The organism is Allobosea sp. 117 (assembly GCF_000702305.1).
In the GTDB taxonomy this organism is placed as follows: Bacteria; Pseudomonadota; Alphaproteobacteria; order Rhizobiales; family Xanthobacteraceae; genus Ancylobacter.
In genome coordinates this window covers 97,929-114,448 of sequence record NZ_JNLC01000016.1, presented here as the reverse complement: position 1 = coordinate 114,448, position 16,520 = coordinate 97,929, and the positions used below count along the sequence as shown (strand labels likewise).

Below are 16,520 nucleotides of genomic sequence, written 5' to 3'. Positions count from 1 at the left end.
GGTTCGTGAAATGGGTAATGACAGCAGGGCGCGGTTTCGGCAGGACGACTTGGCCTACGGGCGGCGCCCCGCGGCCGACCAGGGGCCTGCCGACGACCCGCTCGCGGAACTCGCGCGGCTGATCGGCCAGGAAGACCCCTTCGCCGAGTTCTTCAATGCCAACGAGGCGCGTCCCGCCCGGCCGCAGCCCGCGCCGGCTCGTGAGCCGGCTGCGCGAGCGCCGGCCCCCGCGCCGCGTCCCGCCTATCCTGCGCCCGAGCCGGATCAGCCGCATTTCGAGCCGCAGCCGGCGCCGCGTCCCGCCGAGCGTCCGCGCGGCTCGTTCTCCGCGCTCGCCGCCGAGGTCTATGCCGAGCCGACCCATCGCCTGGCGTCCACCCCGTCGCGCAGTGAGCGCCACGCGATCGAGGATGCCGCCCGCGACGTCAACCGCAGCCTGGTGAACGCCGAACCGGGCCATTCCCCGGTCTATGGTCGCCGGGTGGATGGCGAGGGCGAGGAGCCGGCGTTCCGTCGTCCTCCGGCGCAGCCTGCCCCGCAGCCTGCTCCCGTTCGTGCTCCCGAGGCTCGCGTCGCGGAGCCGCGCCCCGTCGAGCGCGATCCGCGCGCCGATCGCGCCGCCGAGGCGGCGGTCGCCGCGGCGCTGGGCCAGAATTTCGATTTCGAGGAAGAGCTGCGTCCGCTCACCCGCGAGGTGACCACCCGGCCGCCGGAAGTGCGGCGCGAGCCGGCCCCGCAGATCGCGCCGCGCGTCGAGCGCGCCGCGCCGGCGGCACCCGCCCCCGCCCGCCCGGCTCCGCAGCCCGCTCCCGCCGCTGCGCCTGCGCGCGACGAGGGGCGCATCGAGCTCGATGCCGGTGACGCCGACGACAACGTCTACGACTACGGCCGCTCGGCCGCCGAGCATGACGGCTACGAGACCGCGGCCGAGGAGGAGTATGACGAGGTCTACGACGCCTATGAGGAGGAGCAGCCCTCGCGCGGCCGTCGCCGCCTGTTCCTCGTCGCGGCTGTGGCCGGCCTTGCGGTCCTCGGCACCGGCGCGGTGTTCGGCTATCGCGCCCTGACCGGCTCCTCCGTCGTGTCGAGCGCGGCGCCGCCGGTCATTCGCGCCGATCAGGGCCCCAACAAGATCACGCCGGCCCAGCCGGAAGTGCCTGCCGGGCAGGCGCAGCAGGACGGCCAGAAGCTCATCTATGACCGCGTCGGCGGCGATGCCGCGCCGACCGGCAACGAGCGCGTCGTCTCGCGCGAGGAACAGCCGGTCGACGTGAACCAGGCCGCGCAGCCGCGCGTCATCCTGCCGACCTCGAACAGCGCGCCGACCGCGAAGCCGGCCAGCCCGGCTCCGCTCTCCACGCTGCCGGGCACCGAGGCCGCTCCGGCCCCGGCCAATCCGACCGAGCCGAAGCGCGTGCGCACGCTGACCGTCCGCGCCGACGGAACCGTCGTCGAGGCGCCGACCGCCGCTCCGGCCCCGCCCGCCATGACCGACGCCGCACCGCAGCCGATGCCGGTTGCGCCCCAGCAGCCGGTCGCCGCCGCGCCGGTCGAGCCCATGGCGCCGATGCCGGCCGATCCCGCTCCGGCGCCGGCGGCCTCCGCTCCGATGCCGGCCAACGTCCCGCTGCCGCTGCCCCGCGTGGCTGCCGCGCCGGCTCCCGCGGCCGCTGCTCCGGCTCCCGCCGCCACCGCGGCGCCGGCCACCGCGCCGGCGGCGACCGCCAGCACCGGTCAGAGCGGCTATTTCGTGCAGATCGCCTCGCAGCGCTCGCAGGCCGACGCGCAGGCCGCCTTCCGTGCCACGCAGAGCAAGTTCCCGGGCATTCTCGGCAGCTACAGCGCCACCTATCGGCGCGCCGACCTCGGCGACCGCGGCATCTATTACCGCGCGCAGGTCGGGCCGTTCGCCGGCCGCGACCAGGCGAACCAGCTCTGCCAGAGCCTGCGCGCCCAGGGCGGCGACTGCGTGGTGCAGAGGAACTGATCGGCGACGCACCGCCGCTTGACCCCTTCTCGGCCGAACGGTAACCCGCCGCCATGTTCTCTCCGATCCTTGACCCGACGCCCGCCGCGCCTGTGCGTGCGTTCATCACCGGCTGCGCCGGCACCGAGCTCTCGCCCGAGGAGACGGCCTTCATCGCCGCCTCGCGCCCGTGGGGGCTGATCCTGTTCCGCCGCAACGTTGCTTCGCCGGCGCAGGTCGCGGCGCTGACGCGCGCCTTCCGTGCCATCGTCGGCCGTCCGGACGCCCCGGTGCTGATCGACCAGGAGGGCGGCCGCGTGCAGCGCCTCGGCCCACCGCACTGGCCGGCCTATCCGCCGGCCGGCGTGTTCGCGGCCATGGCCGACGGCGGCGATCTCGAAGGCGCGAAGACAGCCGCCCGGCTCGGCGCGCGGCTGATGGCGCAGGACCTCGCCAGCCTCGGCATCAATGTCGACTGCGTGCCCTGCGCCGACCTCCGTCTGCCGGAGGGACACGGCATCATCGGGGATCGCGCCTATGGCTCGACGCCCGCGCAGGTCGCCGCGCTCGCCCGCGCCGCTGCGCAGGGGCTGGAGGCCGGCGGCGTCTTGCCGGTGCTCAAGCACATCCCCGGCCACGGCCGCGCCCGCGCCGACAGCCATGAGAGCCTGCCGGTGGTCGAGACCTCGCGCGCCGAGCTGGAGGCGACCGACTTCGCCCCGTTCCGCGCGCTCGCCGACCTGCCGCTCGGCATGACCGCTCATGTCGTCTATGCCGCCATCGATCCGGACCGCCCCGCCACCACCTCGGCGCGGGTGATCGCAGAGATCATTCGCGGCCATATCGGCTTCGACGGCGCGCTGATGAGCGACGACCTCTCCATGGGCGCTCTGTCGGGCACGCTCGCCAGCCGCACCGAGGCGGCCTTCGCGGCCGGCTGCGACCTCGCGCTTCACTGCAACGGCCGGCTCGACGAGATGGCCGAGGTCGCCTCCCGCACCCCGGTGCTCGAAGGCGAGGCGGCGCGGCGCTGCGCGGCGGCGCTGCAAAGGCTGCGCGCGCCGGAAACCCTTGAGGTTTCGCAGGCACAGGCGCGTTTTTCGGCTATGATCGCCGCTGCCTGAGGGGCAAGCTGTCGAAAGCCGCATAAGGACGCCGTCGGAGCCGATGGAGCAGAGCGAATTCGCCTTTGAAGCCGAGGCCGCGCGCGTCGGCGACCCGGCGCTCGTCGTCGATGTCGACGGCTTCGAAGGTCCGCTCGACCTCCTCTTGGCGCTGGCCCGCACTCAGAAGGTCGATCTCTCGCGCATCTCCATCCTCGAGCTCGCCGAGCAGTATCTGCACTTCATCGAGGAGGCGCGGCGCATCCGGCTGGAGCTCGCCGCGGACTATCTCGTCATGGCGGCCTGGCTCGCCTTCCTGAAGTCGCGCCTGCTGCTGCCCGAGCCGCCGAAGGAGGAGGGGCCGAGCGCGGCCGATCTCGCCGCCGATCTCGCCGAGCGCCTGCGCCGGCTGGAGCGCATCCGCGCCGCCGCCGCGCATCTCGCCACGCGCGACCGGCTCGGCCATGTGATCTTCGCGCGCGGGGCGCCCGAGCCGCTCTCGGTGACGACGCGCCCGGTCTATGAGGCGACGCTGTACGACCTGCTCGCCGCCTATGGCGCGCAGCGTCAGCGCGTGGCGCTCTCGCAGGTGCGCTTCGCCCCCCGCAACGTGCTCTCGCTGGCCGACGCGCGTGAACGCCTCGAACGCCTGATCGGCCGGCTGCCGGCCGATGGCGACTGGGCCCGGCTCGACGGCTTCCTGCTCAATTGGATGGCGGACCCGAAGATGCGGGCCACCGCGCTCGCCTCCGGCTTCTCGGCGAGCCTCGAAATGGTGCGCGAAGGGCTGATCGACGTGCAGCAGGAGGCCGCCTTCGCGCCGATCTGGGTGCGTCCGCGGCAGGGCTCGCAGGACGGCACGCAGGAGGGGGGAGGAGAGGCGGCATGAATGCCGAGCCCGCCCGCTCCCTCGCCGAGACGCCGCAGGCGCGCGAACGCCCGCAGGCACTGCGGCTGCTCGAGGCCATGCTGTTCGCCGCCACCGAGCCGCTGGACGAGGCGACGCTCGCCGCGCGGCTGCCCGAGGGGGCCGACCTTCCCGCGCTGCTCGCCGAGCTCGCCGCCGACTATGCCCGGCGCGGCGTCAACGTGGTGCGCGTCGCCGGCAAATGGACCCTGCGCACCGCCCCCGATCTCGGCTTCCTGCTGGCGCGCGACGCGCCCGAGCCGCGCAAGCTCTCGCGCGCCGCGCTGGAGACGCTGGCGGTGGTCGCCTATCACCAGCCGGTGACCCGCGCCGAGATCGAGGAGATCCGCGGCGTCTCCGCCAACAAGGGCACGCTCGACGTGCTGCTGGAGGCCGGCTGGATCCGCATGCGCGGGCGCCGGCGCAGCCCCGGCCGTCCGGTGACCTACGGCACCACCGAGGCCTTCCTCGCGCATTTCTCGCTCGACACCATCCAGGACCTGCCGGGCATCGAGGAGCTCAAGGGCACCGGCCTGATCGACGCCCGGGTTCCGGCCGGCCTCACCGTGCCGCTGCCGAGCGACGACGCCGGCCTGCACGACGACGAGGATCCCCTCGATTCCGAGCCGTCCGACCTTACATTCTCGACGGGGCTGCCCCTCGACGACGACGAGCGCGACTGACGCGCCCGCCGCCTCGTCCCGCCCGCACCGGAGTTCCCGCCGCATGGTCATGACCGCGCAACCCTCCTACGCCCGCACGCCCGTCTCGCTGGCGAGCCGCCTCGTCATCGACGACGTGCGCCATTCCTACGGGACGGTCGAGGCGGTGCGCGGCGTCTCCATGCAGATCGAGCCCGGCGAGATCATCTGCCTGCTCGGCCATTCCGGCTGCGGCAAGACCACGCTGCTGCGCCTCGTCGCCGGGCTGGAGCGGCCGACCGGCGGGCGCATCCTGCTCGACAACCTCACTGTCGCCGATGCCGGCGTGTTCGTGCCGCCGGAAAAGCGCAACATCGGGCTGGTCTTTCAGGACTACGCGCTGTTTCCGCACCTCACCAACCTCGAGAACGTCACCTTCGGCCTGCGCCGGCTCGGCAAGGCCGACGCCGAGGGGGAGGCGCGCCGCGCGCTCGCCCGCGTCGGGCTGGAGCGCCATGCCGACGATTTCCCGCACGCGCTGTCCGGCGGCGAGCAGCAGCGCGTGGCGCTCGCCCGCGCGCTGGTGCCGCGCCCGAGCATCCTGCTCATGGACGAGCCGTTTTCCGGCCTCGACCGGCGGCTGCGCGACAGCGTGCGCACCGAGACGCTGAAGGTGCTGCGCGAGGCGCGCGCCACCTGCGTGATCGTCACCCACGATCCCGAGGAGGCGATGCGCCTCGGCGACCGCATCGCGCTGATGCGCAGGGGCCGCCTCGTCCAGCTCGGCACGCCCGAGGAACTCTACCGCGCGCCCGTCGATCTCGCGGCGGCGCGCTTCTTCTGTGAGCTGAACGAGGTCGGCGGCCGCGTCGCGAGCGGACGCATCGACACGCCGCTCGGCCGCTTCCCGGCGTCCGGCGACATGGGCGAGGGGGAGGCCGGCGTGCTCGGCATCCGCCCGCAGGGCGTCGAGCTGCGCGCGCCGGGCTCCGGGCGGGCGGGACGTATCGTCGCGCACCGCTTCCTCGGCGAGCTCGATCTCTACGAGGTGGCGGTCGAGGGCCTCGACCGGCCCCTCATCGCGCGCCGTCGCGCGGTGGCCGGCCTCGCCCGTGGTCACGAAGTGGGCGTGCACATTGATCCGGCAGAGGTGCTTGTGTTCCCGGCGCACGAACCGTAGATGTCGTCGTAGGATTGTGACGGAGGCGGATGTGCCTATGGGGAGAAATGCGGTTTCCCCGTTTCGCGCATTGCTCTAGTGTCCGATCTGATTTCAGGCGCGCGGTCGATGGGGAGCAGCCTTCAGGGGCCGGCGGCGCGTCGCACAGGGAGTTTGGGTTATGGGTTCGCTGAGCATCTGGCATTGGATCATCGTGCTGGTGGTCGTGCTCCTCCTCTTCGGCCGTGGCAAGCTGTCGGAGCTGATGGGCGATGCCGCCAAGGGCATCAAGGCGTTCAAGAAGGGCATGGCCGACGACGAGACGCCGCCCGCCAAGCCGGCCGAGCCGGTCCGCAGCATCGACCATCAGGCGAATGTCGAGGCCGAGCGCAGCAAGGTCGGCTGACACCTTGCCGGTCCGCCCGGGCAGATCCGGGCGTGACGGAGCTCTAACGACACCGGAACGGGGAGGGGCCGCCGATGCGCGGTCCCGTCATGAGTCATGTTCGACATCGGCTGGTCGGAGCTTCTGGTTATCGGCGTCGTCGCGCTTGTCGTGATCGGGCCGAAGGAGCTGCCCGGCGTGCTTCGCAGCGTCGGTCAGATGATCGGCAAGCTGCGCCGCATGGCCGGCGAGTTCCAGGGGCAGTTTCAGGAAGCGCTGCGCGAGGCCGAGCTCGACGGGCTGAAGAAGGAATTCACCAGCTTCGCCGACGACGCCCAGAAGAGCATCTCCGGCGCGCTGCCGAGCAATCCGCTGCTCGACATCGAGAACGAGGTGAAGGCGGCGACCGCTTCCATCGACGGACCGAAGCCGGAGGCGACGACCGAGCCGGCTTCCGCCGAGCCGCATGCTTTCGAGGATTTCCCCGAGCCCGACGTGAAGCTGCCGCCGCCTCCCGAGCCGGTCGAAATCTCGCCGGCGAAGATCGAGGAGGAGGTGCGCGCCGCCGCCGCCGATCTCGACGGGCATGTCTCCTCGGCCCTCGGAACGCCGGCGCCGACCGGCACTCAGGCTGCCGCCGGTTCCGCGCCTGCGGCCGCCGCGGCAAAGGCATCCGCTCCGACTCCTGCCGCTACGGAGATTGCCTCGGGCGGCGAGGCTGCCCCGGCCGCCAATATTCCCCCTGCTGTGAAGCCGCGCGCGAAGCGCAAGCCGCCGGCCGAGCTGCCGGAACCGCTCAGCTCGGTCGCGGATGCCGAGATCGACGCGGCGGTTGCCGATCTCGACGCAGCGCCGGGGCCGGCGGGCAGGAAAGTCGCCAAAGCTGCATCCACCAAGGCTGCGCCGAAGCCGCGCGCACGGAGTGTGTCGCCGACGGAGCTGCCCGAGCCGCAGGGTACGCCGGCCGAATCCGAGCTCGGCGAGGCAGTCGCGGACCTCGACGGCCCGCCCGCGCGCAAGCCGGCCCGCAAGGCGAAGGCGTCCGACGCCGGCCGCCGTGCCGCTACGAAGTCCCGGGATGAGGAAGGGCCGGGCGCATGAGCCAGGAAGACATCGACGCCTCGAAGGCTCCGCTGATCGAGCACCTGATCGAGCTGCGCTCGCGGCTCATCAAGTCGCTGATCGCCTTCTTCGTCGCCTTCTTCGCCTGCTTCATGCTGGGCAAGTTCATCTACAACATCCTGCTCTGGCCCTATGAGTTCGCGGCCGGCGGCACCGAGCACGTGAAGCTCATCTACACGGCCCCGCAGGAGTTCCTGTTCACCCAGATCAAGCTCGGCATGTTCGGGGCGGCGTTCATCTCCTTCCCGGTGGTGGCGACGCAGATCTACATGTTCGTGGCGCCCGGGCTCTACAAGCACGAGCGGGGCGCCTTCCGGCCCTATCTGATCGCCACCCCAGTGTGCTTCCTGATCGGCGCCGCCTTCGTCTATTTCGTCGCCATGCCGCTGGCGATGACCTACTTCCTCTCCATGCAGCAGATGGCGGGGCCAGGTTCGGCTGAAATCTCCATGCTGCCGCAGGTCAGCGAATATCTGTCGCTGATCATGACGCTGATCTTCGCCTTCGGCATCTGCTTCCAGCTTCCGGTGATCCTCACCCTGCTGGCGCAGATCGGCATCGTCACCTCCGATCAGCTCAGGAAGTTCCGCCGCTACGCCATCGTCGGCGTGTTCGTCGCGGCGGCGGTGCTGACCCCGCCGGACGTGGTCAGCCAGCTCGCGCTCGCCATACCGACCTTGCTTCTCTACGAGGTCTCGGTCTACCTCGTGCGCATCGTCGAGCGCAGGCGCGCGGCGGAGGAAGCGGCGGAGGCCTCCAACCCCGCTGCGTGAGCGTTCGAAGGGTTCGAGGGCAGACGTCCATGCACGACATCAAATGGATCCGCGAGGAGCCGGAAGGGCTCGTTCGCGCGCTGGTGCGCCGCGCCGGCGGCGAGAAGGCGAGCCAGGAGGCCAAGGCGCAGGCGAAGGCGCTCGTGGATTCGCTCATCGATCTCGACGAACGCCGCCGCACCGGCATCGCGAAGCTCGAGGAGCTGCAGGCCCGCCGCAACGCCGCCTCCAAGGAGATCGGCGCCGCCAAGAAGGCGGGCGACGAGGCGAAGGCCGCGGCGCTGATGGCCGAGGTCGCCGGCCTCAAGGACAGCATCCCCGACTTCGAATCCGATCTGAAGCGGATCGAGCAGGAGCTGAACGCCAGCCTCGCCGGCATCCCCAACGTGCCGCTCGACGACGTGCCGGACGGCGCCGACGAGCACGACAACGTCTCCTACGAGCTGCTGCCGCGCCCGGACCTGCCTTCGGGCGAGGTGCCGGTGCCGATGTGGCGCGACTACATCTTCAAGCCCGAGCAGCATTTCGAGATCGGCGAGGCGCTCGGCCTGATGGATTTCGAGACGGCGGCCAAGCTCTCCGGCGCCCGCTTCGTGGTGCTGAAGAGCCAGCTCGCGCGGCTGGAGCGCGCCATCGGCCAGTTCTTCCTCGACACCCACACCACCGAGCACGGCTATATGGAGGTCGCCCCGCCGATCCTGGTGAAGGACGAGGCGATGTTCGGCACCGCGCAGTTGCCGAAGTTCCGCGACGACCAGTTCCGCGCCGGCGAGGAGCACTGGCTCATCCCCACCGCCGAGGTGCCGCTGACCAATCTCGTGCGCGAGAGCATCCTCGCAGAGGAGGAGCTGCCGCTGCGCTTCACCGCGCTCACCCCGTGCTTCCGCGCCGAGGCGGGCGCGGCCGGGCGCGACACCCGCGGCATGATCCGCCAGCACCAGTTCAACAAGGTGGAGATGGTCTCCATCACTACGCCGGAGCAGTCGCCCTTCGAGCAGGAGCGCATGCTCGCCTGCGCGCAGGCGGTGCTGAAGAAACTCGGCCTGCATTACCGCGTGCAGACGCTGTGCACCGGCGACATGGGCTTCGCCTCGGCGAAGACCTACGACATCGAGGTCTGGCTGCCGGGGCAGAACGCCTATCGCGAGATCTCCTCCTGCTCGACCTGCACCGACTTCCAGGCGCGCCGCATGAACGCCCGCTATCGCCCATCGGGCGGCAAGGGGCCGCGCTTCGTGCACACGCTGAACGGCTCGGGCGTCGCGGTCGGGCGCGCGCTGGTCGCGGTGCTCGAGACCTACCAGAACGCCGACGGCTCCGTCGCAATTCCGGATGCATTGAAGCCCTATATGGGCGGGCTGAACCGGATCGAGAAAGCCGCCTGATGCGCATTCTGGTCACCAATGACGACGGCATCCATGCCTCCGGGCTCGATGCCTGCGCGCGCATCGCCCGCGCTTTGTCCGACGACGTGTGGGTGGTGGCGCCGGAGTTCGACCAGTCCGGCGTCTCCCACTCGCTCTCGCTCTCCGATCCGCTGCGGCTGCGGCAGGTCGAGGAGAAGCGCTTCGCGGTGAAGGGCACGCCGACCGACTGCGTGATCATGGCGGTGCGCCACATCCTCGACGCCAAGCCGGACCTCGTGCTCTCCGGCGTCAATCGCGGCCAGAACGTCGCCGAGGATGTCGGCTATTCGGGAACCGTCGCCGGCGCCATCGAGGGCACGGTGCTCGGCATTCCCTCCATCGCCCTGTCGCAGGCCTATGGCCTCGAGACCCGCCACGCGCCGCCCTATGCGGTCGCCGAGCATTTCGGGCCGAAGGTCGTGCGTACGCTGCTGGAGGAGGGCATTCCGCCCGGCATCCTGATCAACGTGAATTTCCCCAACCGCCCGGTCGAGGAGATCAAGGGCGTCGCCGTCACCGCGCAGGGGCGCCGCAACCAGGACCTGCTGCGCATCGACCAGCGGGCCGACGGGCGTGGCAACCCCTATTACTGGATCGCCTTCGAGCGGCGCGTGTTCGAGACGGTGAACGGCTCGGACCTGCACGCCCTCGATCAGGGCTGCATCTCGGTGACGCCGCTCCGGCTCGACATGACCGACGAGCCGATGATGACGCGTCTCGCCCAGCTCTTCCGGGGCTGAGGATCGCCGAGGCTCGAAGGATGGTTGCGCGGTTGCGTGCTGGCGGTATCGTGGGCGGGTTCTCATGCCGGTGAGGTTCGTGCCCGACGAGAAGGATGAGGCGGTCGCCCGCGCCGAACTGCTGCTGATGCTGCGCAAGCGCGGCATCCGCGACACGCGCATCCTGCGCGCCTTCGAGCAGGTGCCGCGCGACCTCTTCGTGACCGCCGATTTCCACGATCTGGCCTGGGCCGACCAGGCGCTGCCGATCGCCTGCGGGCAGACCATCAGCCAGCCGGCGGTGGTCGCCACCGCCACCGTGGCGCTCGATCTCGCCCCCGGCCATTCGGTATTGGAGATCGGTGCGGGCAGCGGCTATCAGGCGGCGATCCTCGGCCATCTGGCGGGCAGGGTGGTGGCGGTCGAGCGCTTCCGCACCCTCGCCCGCGCCGCCGCCGAGCGGATGAAGAAGCTCGGCCTTTCCAATGTCGAGGTGCTGGTGGCGGACGGCTCGAACGGCTATCCGGCCCGCGGCCCCTATGACCGCATCCTGATCAGCGCGGCGATCGAAGAGGTGCCGCCGGCGCTGTTCGATCAGCTTCTGCCCGGCGGCGTGCTGGTGGCGCCGGTCGGCCCGCACGACGGAACGCAGATGCTGACCCGCTTCGAGCGCACGCCCGAAGGCATCGTCCGGCGCGACCTGCTGCCGGTGCGTTTCGTGCCGCTGCTGCCCGGTGTCGCCTCCGTCCTGTGAGGCGGCGCGGGCACTGTGCCCGGAAAGCAACGCTTGCGGCGAAGTTGCGCCAAGCCGCCGTCATTACGCCGGATTTTCCACCGCCGCCGCCCCGGCTTAAGCCCCTGTTTACCTGTACAGCCTCTTAATCTTCGCATCAGTAAGCGTTCGGGTGTGGTGCGATGCGTAGCGTGTTTGTGGCGTCCGATTCCAGGCACCTTTTGCGGTTGTCGGCGGTGAGCCTCCTGGCCGGAATGGCGGCGGCCTGCAGCTCCGACGTCAGCCGGTTCAACGATCCCAACGCGACCTCGATCGCTTCCAACGCGCCCCCGGCCTATACCGGATCGGTTTCGCCCGCAGCGCCGAGCAGCGCCGTCCAGAGCGCCCCGATCGCCGCTCCGGCGCCGGTCGCCAGCTCCGCTCCTTATGGCGCCCCGGCACAGCCCTACGGCGCGCCCGCCCAGCAGACGCACTACGCCGCCGCCCCCGCTCCGGCCGCACAGCCGATCTATGGCAGCCGCCCGCAGGCCGCCGCCCCGGCGCCCGCTCCGACCCCCACCCGCACCGCGGCGGCCGCGACCGGCGGCGCCCATGTCGTCACCTCGGGCGAGACGCTGTCCTCGATCAGCCGGCTCTACGGCGTGTCGCGCAGCGTGCTGGCGCAGGCGAACGGCCTCGACATCAATGCCTCGGTGCGCATCGGCCAGCGCCTCGTCATTCCGGGCGCCAGCGGCGGCGCGGTGATCGCAGCCGCTCCGAAGGCGGCCCAGCCCGCGCCCGTCCAGCCGGCTCCGGCGCAGCAGGCGCTCGGCAAGCCGGCGGCCCCCACCACCGCCGTCGCCACCGCTCCGGTTCCCGCCAAGCAGCCGGCGACCAAGCCGGTGGATACCAAGACCGCGGCCACCACCAAGCCGGTCGAGGCCAAGCCGCTCGCCGCGGCGCCCGCTCCGCTGGCCGAGCCGAAGACCGAGACCATCGCCGCCGTGAAGCCCGCCGAGAGTTCTGTCGAGGTGCGCGACGCCGATGCCGGCGTGCAGTTCCGCTGGCCGGTGCGCGGCCGCGTCATCTCCGGCTTCGGCCCTAAGCCGGGCGGCCAGCAGAACGAAGGCATCAACGTGTCGGTGCCGGAAGGCACCTCGGTCAAGGCGGCCGAGGACGGCGTCGTCGCCTATGCCGGCAACGAGCTGAAGGGCTACGGCAATCTGGTCCTCATCAAGCACGCCGACGGCTGGGTGACCGCCTATGCGCACAACAGCGCCATCGACGTGAAGAAGGGCGACAAGGTCAAGCGCGGCCAGACCATCGCCAAGGCGGGCCAGACCGGCTCGGTCTCCTCGCCGCAGGTGCACTTCGAGATCCGCAAGGGCTCGCAGGCGGTCGATCCCTCGCAGCACCTCGCGGGCCTCTGATCCCCATCACCAAAAAAGGGGCGTAAGGCGAAAGCCCCTTTCATCGGCGCGACGTTTGGACCTCGGCGCCGGTCACTGCGGGGCGGCAGGCTTCTCGATCAACGGGATGCCGAGCCGCCCCGCCACATCCTGCACATATTGCCACGCCGTGCGCCCCGAGCGGGCGCCGCGCGTGGTCGCCCATTCGAGGGCCTCGCGACGCAGCGTCTCGTCGTCGATCGGAATGGCGTAATGCGCCACATAGCCCGACACCATGGCGAGATATTCGTCCTGGCTGCATTTGTGGAAGCCGAGCCACAGCCCGAAGCGGTCCGACAGCGAGACCTTCTCCTCCACCGCCTCGCCGGGATTGATGGCGGTCGAGCGCTCGTTCTCCATCATGTCGCGCGGCAGGAGATGTCGGCGGTTCGACGTGGCGTAGAAGATGACGTTCTCCGGCCGACCCTCGATGCCGCCTTCCAGTACCGCCTTCAGCGACTTGTAGGAGGTGTCGTCGGCGTCGAAGGAGAGGTCGTCGCAGAACACGATGAAGCGGAAGGGCGCGGCCCGCATCAATGCCATCAGGGCGGGCAGCGTCTCGATGTCCTCGCGATGGATCTCGACCAGCTTGAGCGGCGGCAGGCCGTCGGCCGGGATGGTCGCATTCACCTCGGCGTGCGAGGCCTTCACCAGCGAGCTCTTGCCCATGCCGCGCGCGCCCCAGAGCAGGGCGTTGTTGGCCGGCAGGCCGCGCGCGAAGCGCAGCGTGTTGTCGACCAGCGCGTCGCGCGTGCGGTCGATGCCCTTGAGCAGGCCCATCTCGACGCGGTTCACCCGCGGCACCGGCTCCAGCCGGCCGCGATCGGCGTGCCAGACGAAGGCGTCGGCGGCGGCGAAGTCCACCTGCTGCGGGGCAGGGGGCGCGATCCGCTCCAGCGCGTCGGCGACGCGGGTGAGCAGGGCGACGAGATCGGGCGCGGGCGAGGCGGGGGCGCTGGTCATGGCGTACTCCTTGGCCGCCACGGGATATCGGGCAACGCGGGCGGCGGCAAGTTTCCGTACCGTGCGGTACGCTCAATGACGTAACGTGATGGGATGGCGCCTGGCGGGCGTTGCAATCGGCAGGCGCGCAAGTATAGTCCGCGCCGTTTCCGCCGGGTTCGCCGCCCGCCTTTTGTAGACCGACCAAGGAACGTCCATGTTCATCACGCCCGCCTATGCGCAGGCCGCCGGCCCGGGTGGCACCGACATGCTGATGTCGCTGCTGCCTTTCGTGCTCATCTTCGTGATCATGTACTTCCTGATCCTGCGGCCGCAGCAGCGCAAGGTGAAGGCGCACCAGGAAATGGTGAAGGGCGTCCGCCGCGGCGACACGGTGGTGACCTCCGGCGGACTGATCGGCAAGGTCTCCCGCGTGATCGACGACAACGAGATCGAGCTGCAACTGGCCGACAACGTGAAGATTCGCCAGCTTCGCGGCATGATCTCCGACGTGCGCGCCAAGGGCGAGCCGGCCAAGGACGAGAACGGCGCCGCCTGAGGCGCGACGGCGCAGCCCGCCGCCGTTGAGCGGGCGCGCCCGGAAAGAACGACATGCTCTATTTCTCGCGATGGAAGGCACTGGCGATCGTTGCGGCCTGCGCGATCATCAGCCTGATGGCCGTGCCGAGCCTTCTGCCGCCGGCCGCCTTCAACGACCTGCCGGGCTTCCTGCAGCGCAAGATCGTGCTCGGCCTCGATTTGCAGGGCGGCTCCTATATCGTGCTGCAGGTCGACCAGGCCGAGGTGCGCAAGGCGCGCCTCGAGCAACTGCGCGACGACGCCCGCCGCGTGCTGCGCGACGCTCGCGTCGGCTATAGCGGCCTCAACATCCAGAACAACGCCGTGCAGGTGGTGATCCGCGAGGGGCAGGACGCGGCGCTCGCGCTGACCAAGCTGCGCGAGCTCGCCCAGCCGCTCGGCGGCGTGCTGCAGGGCTCCGGCCAGCTCGACACCAGCGTCTCGGCGAGCGGCAACACCATCACGCTGGCGCTGACCGACGCCGGCATCCAGTCCCGCACCATCCAGGCGGTGTCGCAGTCGATCGAGATCATCCGCAAGCGCATCGACCAGCTCGGCACCACCGAGCCGTCGATCCAGCGCCAGGGCGCCGACCGCATCCAGGTGCAGGTGCCGGGCCTGCAGGACCCCTCGCGCCTGAAGGCGCTGCTCGGCCAGACCGCCAAGCTCACCTTCCGCCTCGTCGATACCTCGATGAGCCCGCAGCAGGCGGAGCAGTCGCGTCCGCCGGCCGGCACCGAGATCCTGCAGTCGCAGGACAATCCGCCGACGCCCTATCTGATCGAGCAACGGATTCTGGTGGCCGGCGAGGATCTCGTCGACGCGCAGCCGGGCTTCGATTCGAACACCCGCGAGCCGATCGTCACCTTCCGCTTCAACACCAATGGCGCGCGCCGCTTCGCCGAGGCGACGCAGGCCAATGTCGGACGGCCCTTCGCCATCGTGCTCGATAACCGGGTGATCTCCGCGCCGGTGATCCGCGAGCCGATTCTCGGCGGTTCCGGCCAGATCAGCGGCAACTTCACCGTCCAGCAGGCCAACGACCTCGCCATCCTGCTGCGCGCCGGCGCCTTGCCGGTGCCGCTCCAGGTGGTCGAGGAGCGCACCGTCGGCCCCGGCCTCGGCGCCGATTCGATCCAGGCTGGCATGACCGCGTCCTGGGTCGGCGCGGCCCTCGTCGCTGCCTTCATGATCGCCACCTACGGCCTGTTCGGCGTCATCGCGGTGTTCGCGGTGGCGGTGAATGTCGGCATGATCCTCGGCGCGCTCGCCATGCTGGGGGCGACGCTGACGCTGCCCGGCATCGCCGGCATCGTGCTCACCGTCGGCATCGCGGTCGATTCCAACGTGCTGATCTACGAGCGCATCCGCGAGGAGGCGAGGGCGGGGCGGTCGGCCATCTCGGCCATCGACGCCGGCTTCACGCGCGCGCTCGCCACCATCCTCGATTCCAACATCACCACCTTCATCGCGGCGGCGGTGCTGTTCTACATCGGCTCCGGCCCGGTGCGCGGCTTCGCCATCACCTTCGGCATCGGCATCATCACCACGGTGTTCACCGCCTTCACGCTGACCCGTCTGATGGTCGCGCTCTGGGTGCGCTGGCAGCGCCCTCAGCGCGTGCCGATCTGAGAAAGGCGACACGGCCATGCGCCTGCTCCGCATCGTCCCGGACGACACAAATTTCGACTTCATGCGCTTCCGGCGCATCAGCTTCCCGATCTCGGCGCTGCTGTCGATCGTGGCGCTCGTCGCCTTCCTCACCCTCGGGCTGAATTTCGGCATCGACTTCAAGGGCGGCACGCTGCTCGAGGTGCGCTACCCGAACAACACGCTCGACATCGGCGACGTGCGCACCAAGCTCGAAGGGCTTCAGCTCGGCGAGGTGCAGATCCAGGAGATCGGCAGTGACGGCGAGGTGCTGATCCGCGTCGCCCAGCAGCCGGGCGGCGAGCAGGCCCAGCAGGCAGTCGTCGGCAAGGTGCGCGCCACGCTCGGCGACCAGGTGGAATATCGCCGCGTCGAGGTGGTCGGCCCGCGCGTGTCGCAGGAGCTGCTCTCCTACGGCATCATCGGCCTGATGCTCGCCGTGGTCGCGATCCTGATCTATCTGTGGTTCCGCTTCGAATGGCAGTTCGCGCTCGGCGCCTCGATCGCGAACTTCCACGACATCGTGCTCACCATCGGCTTCATGTCGATCTTCCGCATCGACTTCGACCTGACCAGCGTCGCCGCGCTGCTCACCATCCTCGGCTACTCGCTCAACGACACCATCGTCATCTACGACCGCATCCGCGAGATGCTGCGCCGCTACAAGAAGATGCCGATCGACGAGCTGCTCAACCACTCGGTCAATTCGACCCTGTCGCGCTCGGTCATCACCCACGTCACCGTCACCCTGGCGCTGCTCGCGCTGGTGCTGTTCGGCGGGCGGGCGATCCATTCCTTCTCGGTCACGATGATGTTCGGCGTGGTGCTGGTCGGCACCTACACCTCGATCTTCATCGCCTCGCCGCTGCTCATCTATCTCGGCGTGAACACGCGCACGGTGGAGGAGGCGTCCAAGGCGGCCAGGGAGCCCGGCAAGGGCGCCGCCAAGGACGCGGCCAAGGACGTGGCCAAGGACGTGGCGAAGCCCGGTCGCGCGGCGACCTGAGC

The 16,520-nt window shown here is 70.4% G+C and carries 15 protein-coding genes and 1 pseudogene; 15 read left to right on the top strand and 1 reads right to left on the bottom strand.

Features of this window, described 5'->3' with window-relative positions; all coding sequences use genetic code 11:
- Positions 1 to 49: 49 nt before the first annotated feature.
- The 12 genes and pseudogenes from U742_RS22655 (at position 50) to U742_RS0117280 (ending at position 12,323) form a co-directional block, all read left to right on the top strand.
- Positions 50 to 1,987, top strand: coding sequence for an SPOR domain-containing protein (locus tag U742_RS22655; protein WP_051661294.1), 1,938 nt, complete (start codon positions 50 to 52; stop codon positions 1,985 to 1,987).
- Positions 1,988 to 2,040: 53 nt separating this feature from the next.
- Positions 2,041 to 3,090, top strand: coding sequence for a beta-N-acetylhexosaminidase (nagZ, locus tag U742_RS0117330; protein ID WP_029355284.1), 1,050 nt, complete (start codon positions 2,041 to 2,043; stop codon positions 3,088 to 3,090).
- A 43-nt stretch (positions 3,091 to 3,133) separates the two neighbouring features.
- Complete coding sequence (locus U742_RS0117325) at positions 3,134 to 3,958, top strand: segregation and condensation protein A (RefSeq protein WP_029355282.1); 825 nt, start codon at positions 3,134 to 3,136, stop codon at positions 3,956 to 3,958.
- On the top strand, positions 3,955 to 4,659 hold the full coding sequence (gene scpB / locus U742_RS0117320; RefSeq protein ID WP_029355280.1) for an SMC-Scp complex subunit ScpB: 705 nt from the start codon (positions 3,955 to 3,957) through the stop codon (positions 4,657 to 4,659). Before U742_RS0117325 ends, scpB begins: the two co-directional genes overlap by 4 nt.
- 43 nt (positions 4,660 to 4,702) lie before the next feature.
- Entirely contained in the window at positions 4,703 to 5,797 is a 1,095-nt protein-coding gene (locus U742_RS0117315; RefSeq protein ID WP_348981016.1) for an ABC transporter ATP-binding protein, read from the top strand.
- Between the two features lie 160 nt (positions 5,798 to 5,957).
- Positions 5,958 to 6,182: a twin-arginine translocase TatA/TatE family subunit gene (locus U742_RS0117310; RefSeq protein ID WP_029355276.1), complete on the top strand. Its 225-nt coding sequence runs from the start codon at positions 5,958 to 5,960 to the stop codon at positions 6,180 to 6,182.
- A 96-nt stretch (positions 6,183 to 6,278) separates the two neighbouring features.
- Positions 6,279 to 6,563, top strand: a pseudogene (gene tatB / locus U742_RS23620) (Sec-independent protein translocase protein TatB); the annotation flags it as partial.
- Positions 6,564 to 7,258: 695 nt separating this feature from the next.
- A complete protein-coding gene (gene tatC / locus U742_RS0117300; protein WP_029355273.1) occupies positions 7,259 to 8,056 on the top strand; it encodes a twin-arginine translocase subunit TatC in 798 nt (265 codons plus the stop codon).
- Positions 8,057 to 8,085: 29 nt separating this feature from the next.
- Entirely contained in the window at positions 8,086 to 9,441 is a 1,356-nt protein-coding gene (gene serS / locus U742_RS0117295; RefSeq protein WP_029355271.1) for a serine--tRNA ligase, read from the top strand.
- Positions 9,441 to 10,202 (top strand): 5'/3'-nucleotidase SurE, encoded by a 762-nt coding sequence (gene surE / locus U742_RS0117290; protein ID WP_029355269.1) that lies wholly within the window; start codon positions 9,441 to 9,443, stop codon positions 10,200 to 10,202. Before serS ends, surE begins: the two co-directional genes overlap by 1 nt.
- A gap of 64 nt (positions 10,203 to 10,266) precedes the next feature.
- Positions 10,267 to 10,935, top strand: coding sequence for a protein-L-isoaspartate(D-aspartate) O-methyltransferase (locus U742_RS0117285; protein ID WP_029355266.1), 669 nt, complete (start codon positions 10,267 to 10,269; stop codon positions 10,933 to 10,935).
- A gap of 215 nt (positions 10,936 to 11,150) precedes the next feature.
- Positions 11,151 to 12,323 carry a M23 family metallopeptidase gene (locus tag U742_RS0117280; protein WP_248310406.1) on the top strand — a complete coding sequence of 391 codons (1,173 nt, stop codon included), beginning with the start codon at positions 11,151 to 11,153 and terminating at the stop codon, positions 12,321 to 12,323.
- 72 nt (positions 12,324 to 12,395) lie between these two features.
- Here the strand turns inward: U742_RS0117280 and U742_RS0117275 are convergent, their stop codons facing one another.
- Positions 12,396 to 13,304 carry an ATP-binding protein gene (locus tag U742_RS0117275; RefSeq protein ID WP_029355261.1) on the bottom strand — a complete coding sequence of 303 codons (909 nt, stop codon included), beginning with the start codon at positions 13,302 to 13,304 and terminating at the stop codon, positions 12,396 to 12,398.
- Between the two features lie 196 nt (positions 13,305 to 13,500).
- Between U742_RS0117275 and yajC the strand changes: the two genes are divergently transcribed.
- From yajC to secF, 3 genes are read left to right on the top strand one after another with little or no spacing between them, the layout of a single operon-like run.
- Complete coding sequence (gene yajC, locus U742_RS0117270; protein ID WP_029355259.1) at positions 13,501 to 13,842, top strand: preprotein translocase subunit YajC; 342 nt, start codon at positions 13,501 to 13,503, stop codon at positions 13,840 to 13,842.
- Between the two features lie 53 nt (positions 13,843 to 13,895).
- Positions 13,896 to 15,494: a protein translocase subunit SecD gene (gene secD, locus U742_RS0117265; RefSeq protein WP_029355257.1), complete on the top strand. Its 1,599-nt coding sequence runs from the start codon at positions 13,896 to 13,898 to the stop codon at positions 15,492 to 15,494.
- Positions 15,495 to 15,510: 16 nt separating this feature from the next.
- A complete protein-coding gene (gene secF, locus U742_RS0117260; protein ID WP_051661292.1) occupies positions 15,511 to 16,518 on the top strand; it encodes a protein translocase subunit SecF in 1,008 nt (335 codons plus the stop codon).
- Positions 16,519 to 16,520: the final 2 nt, after the last annotated feature.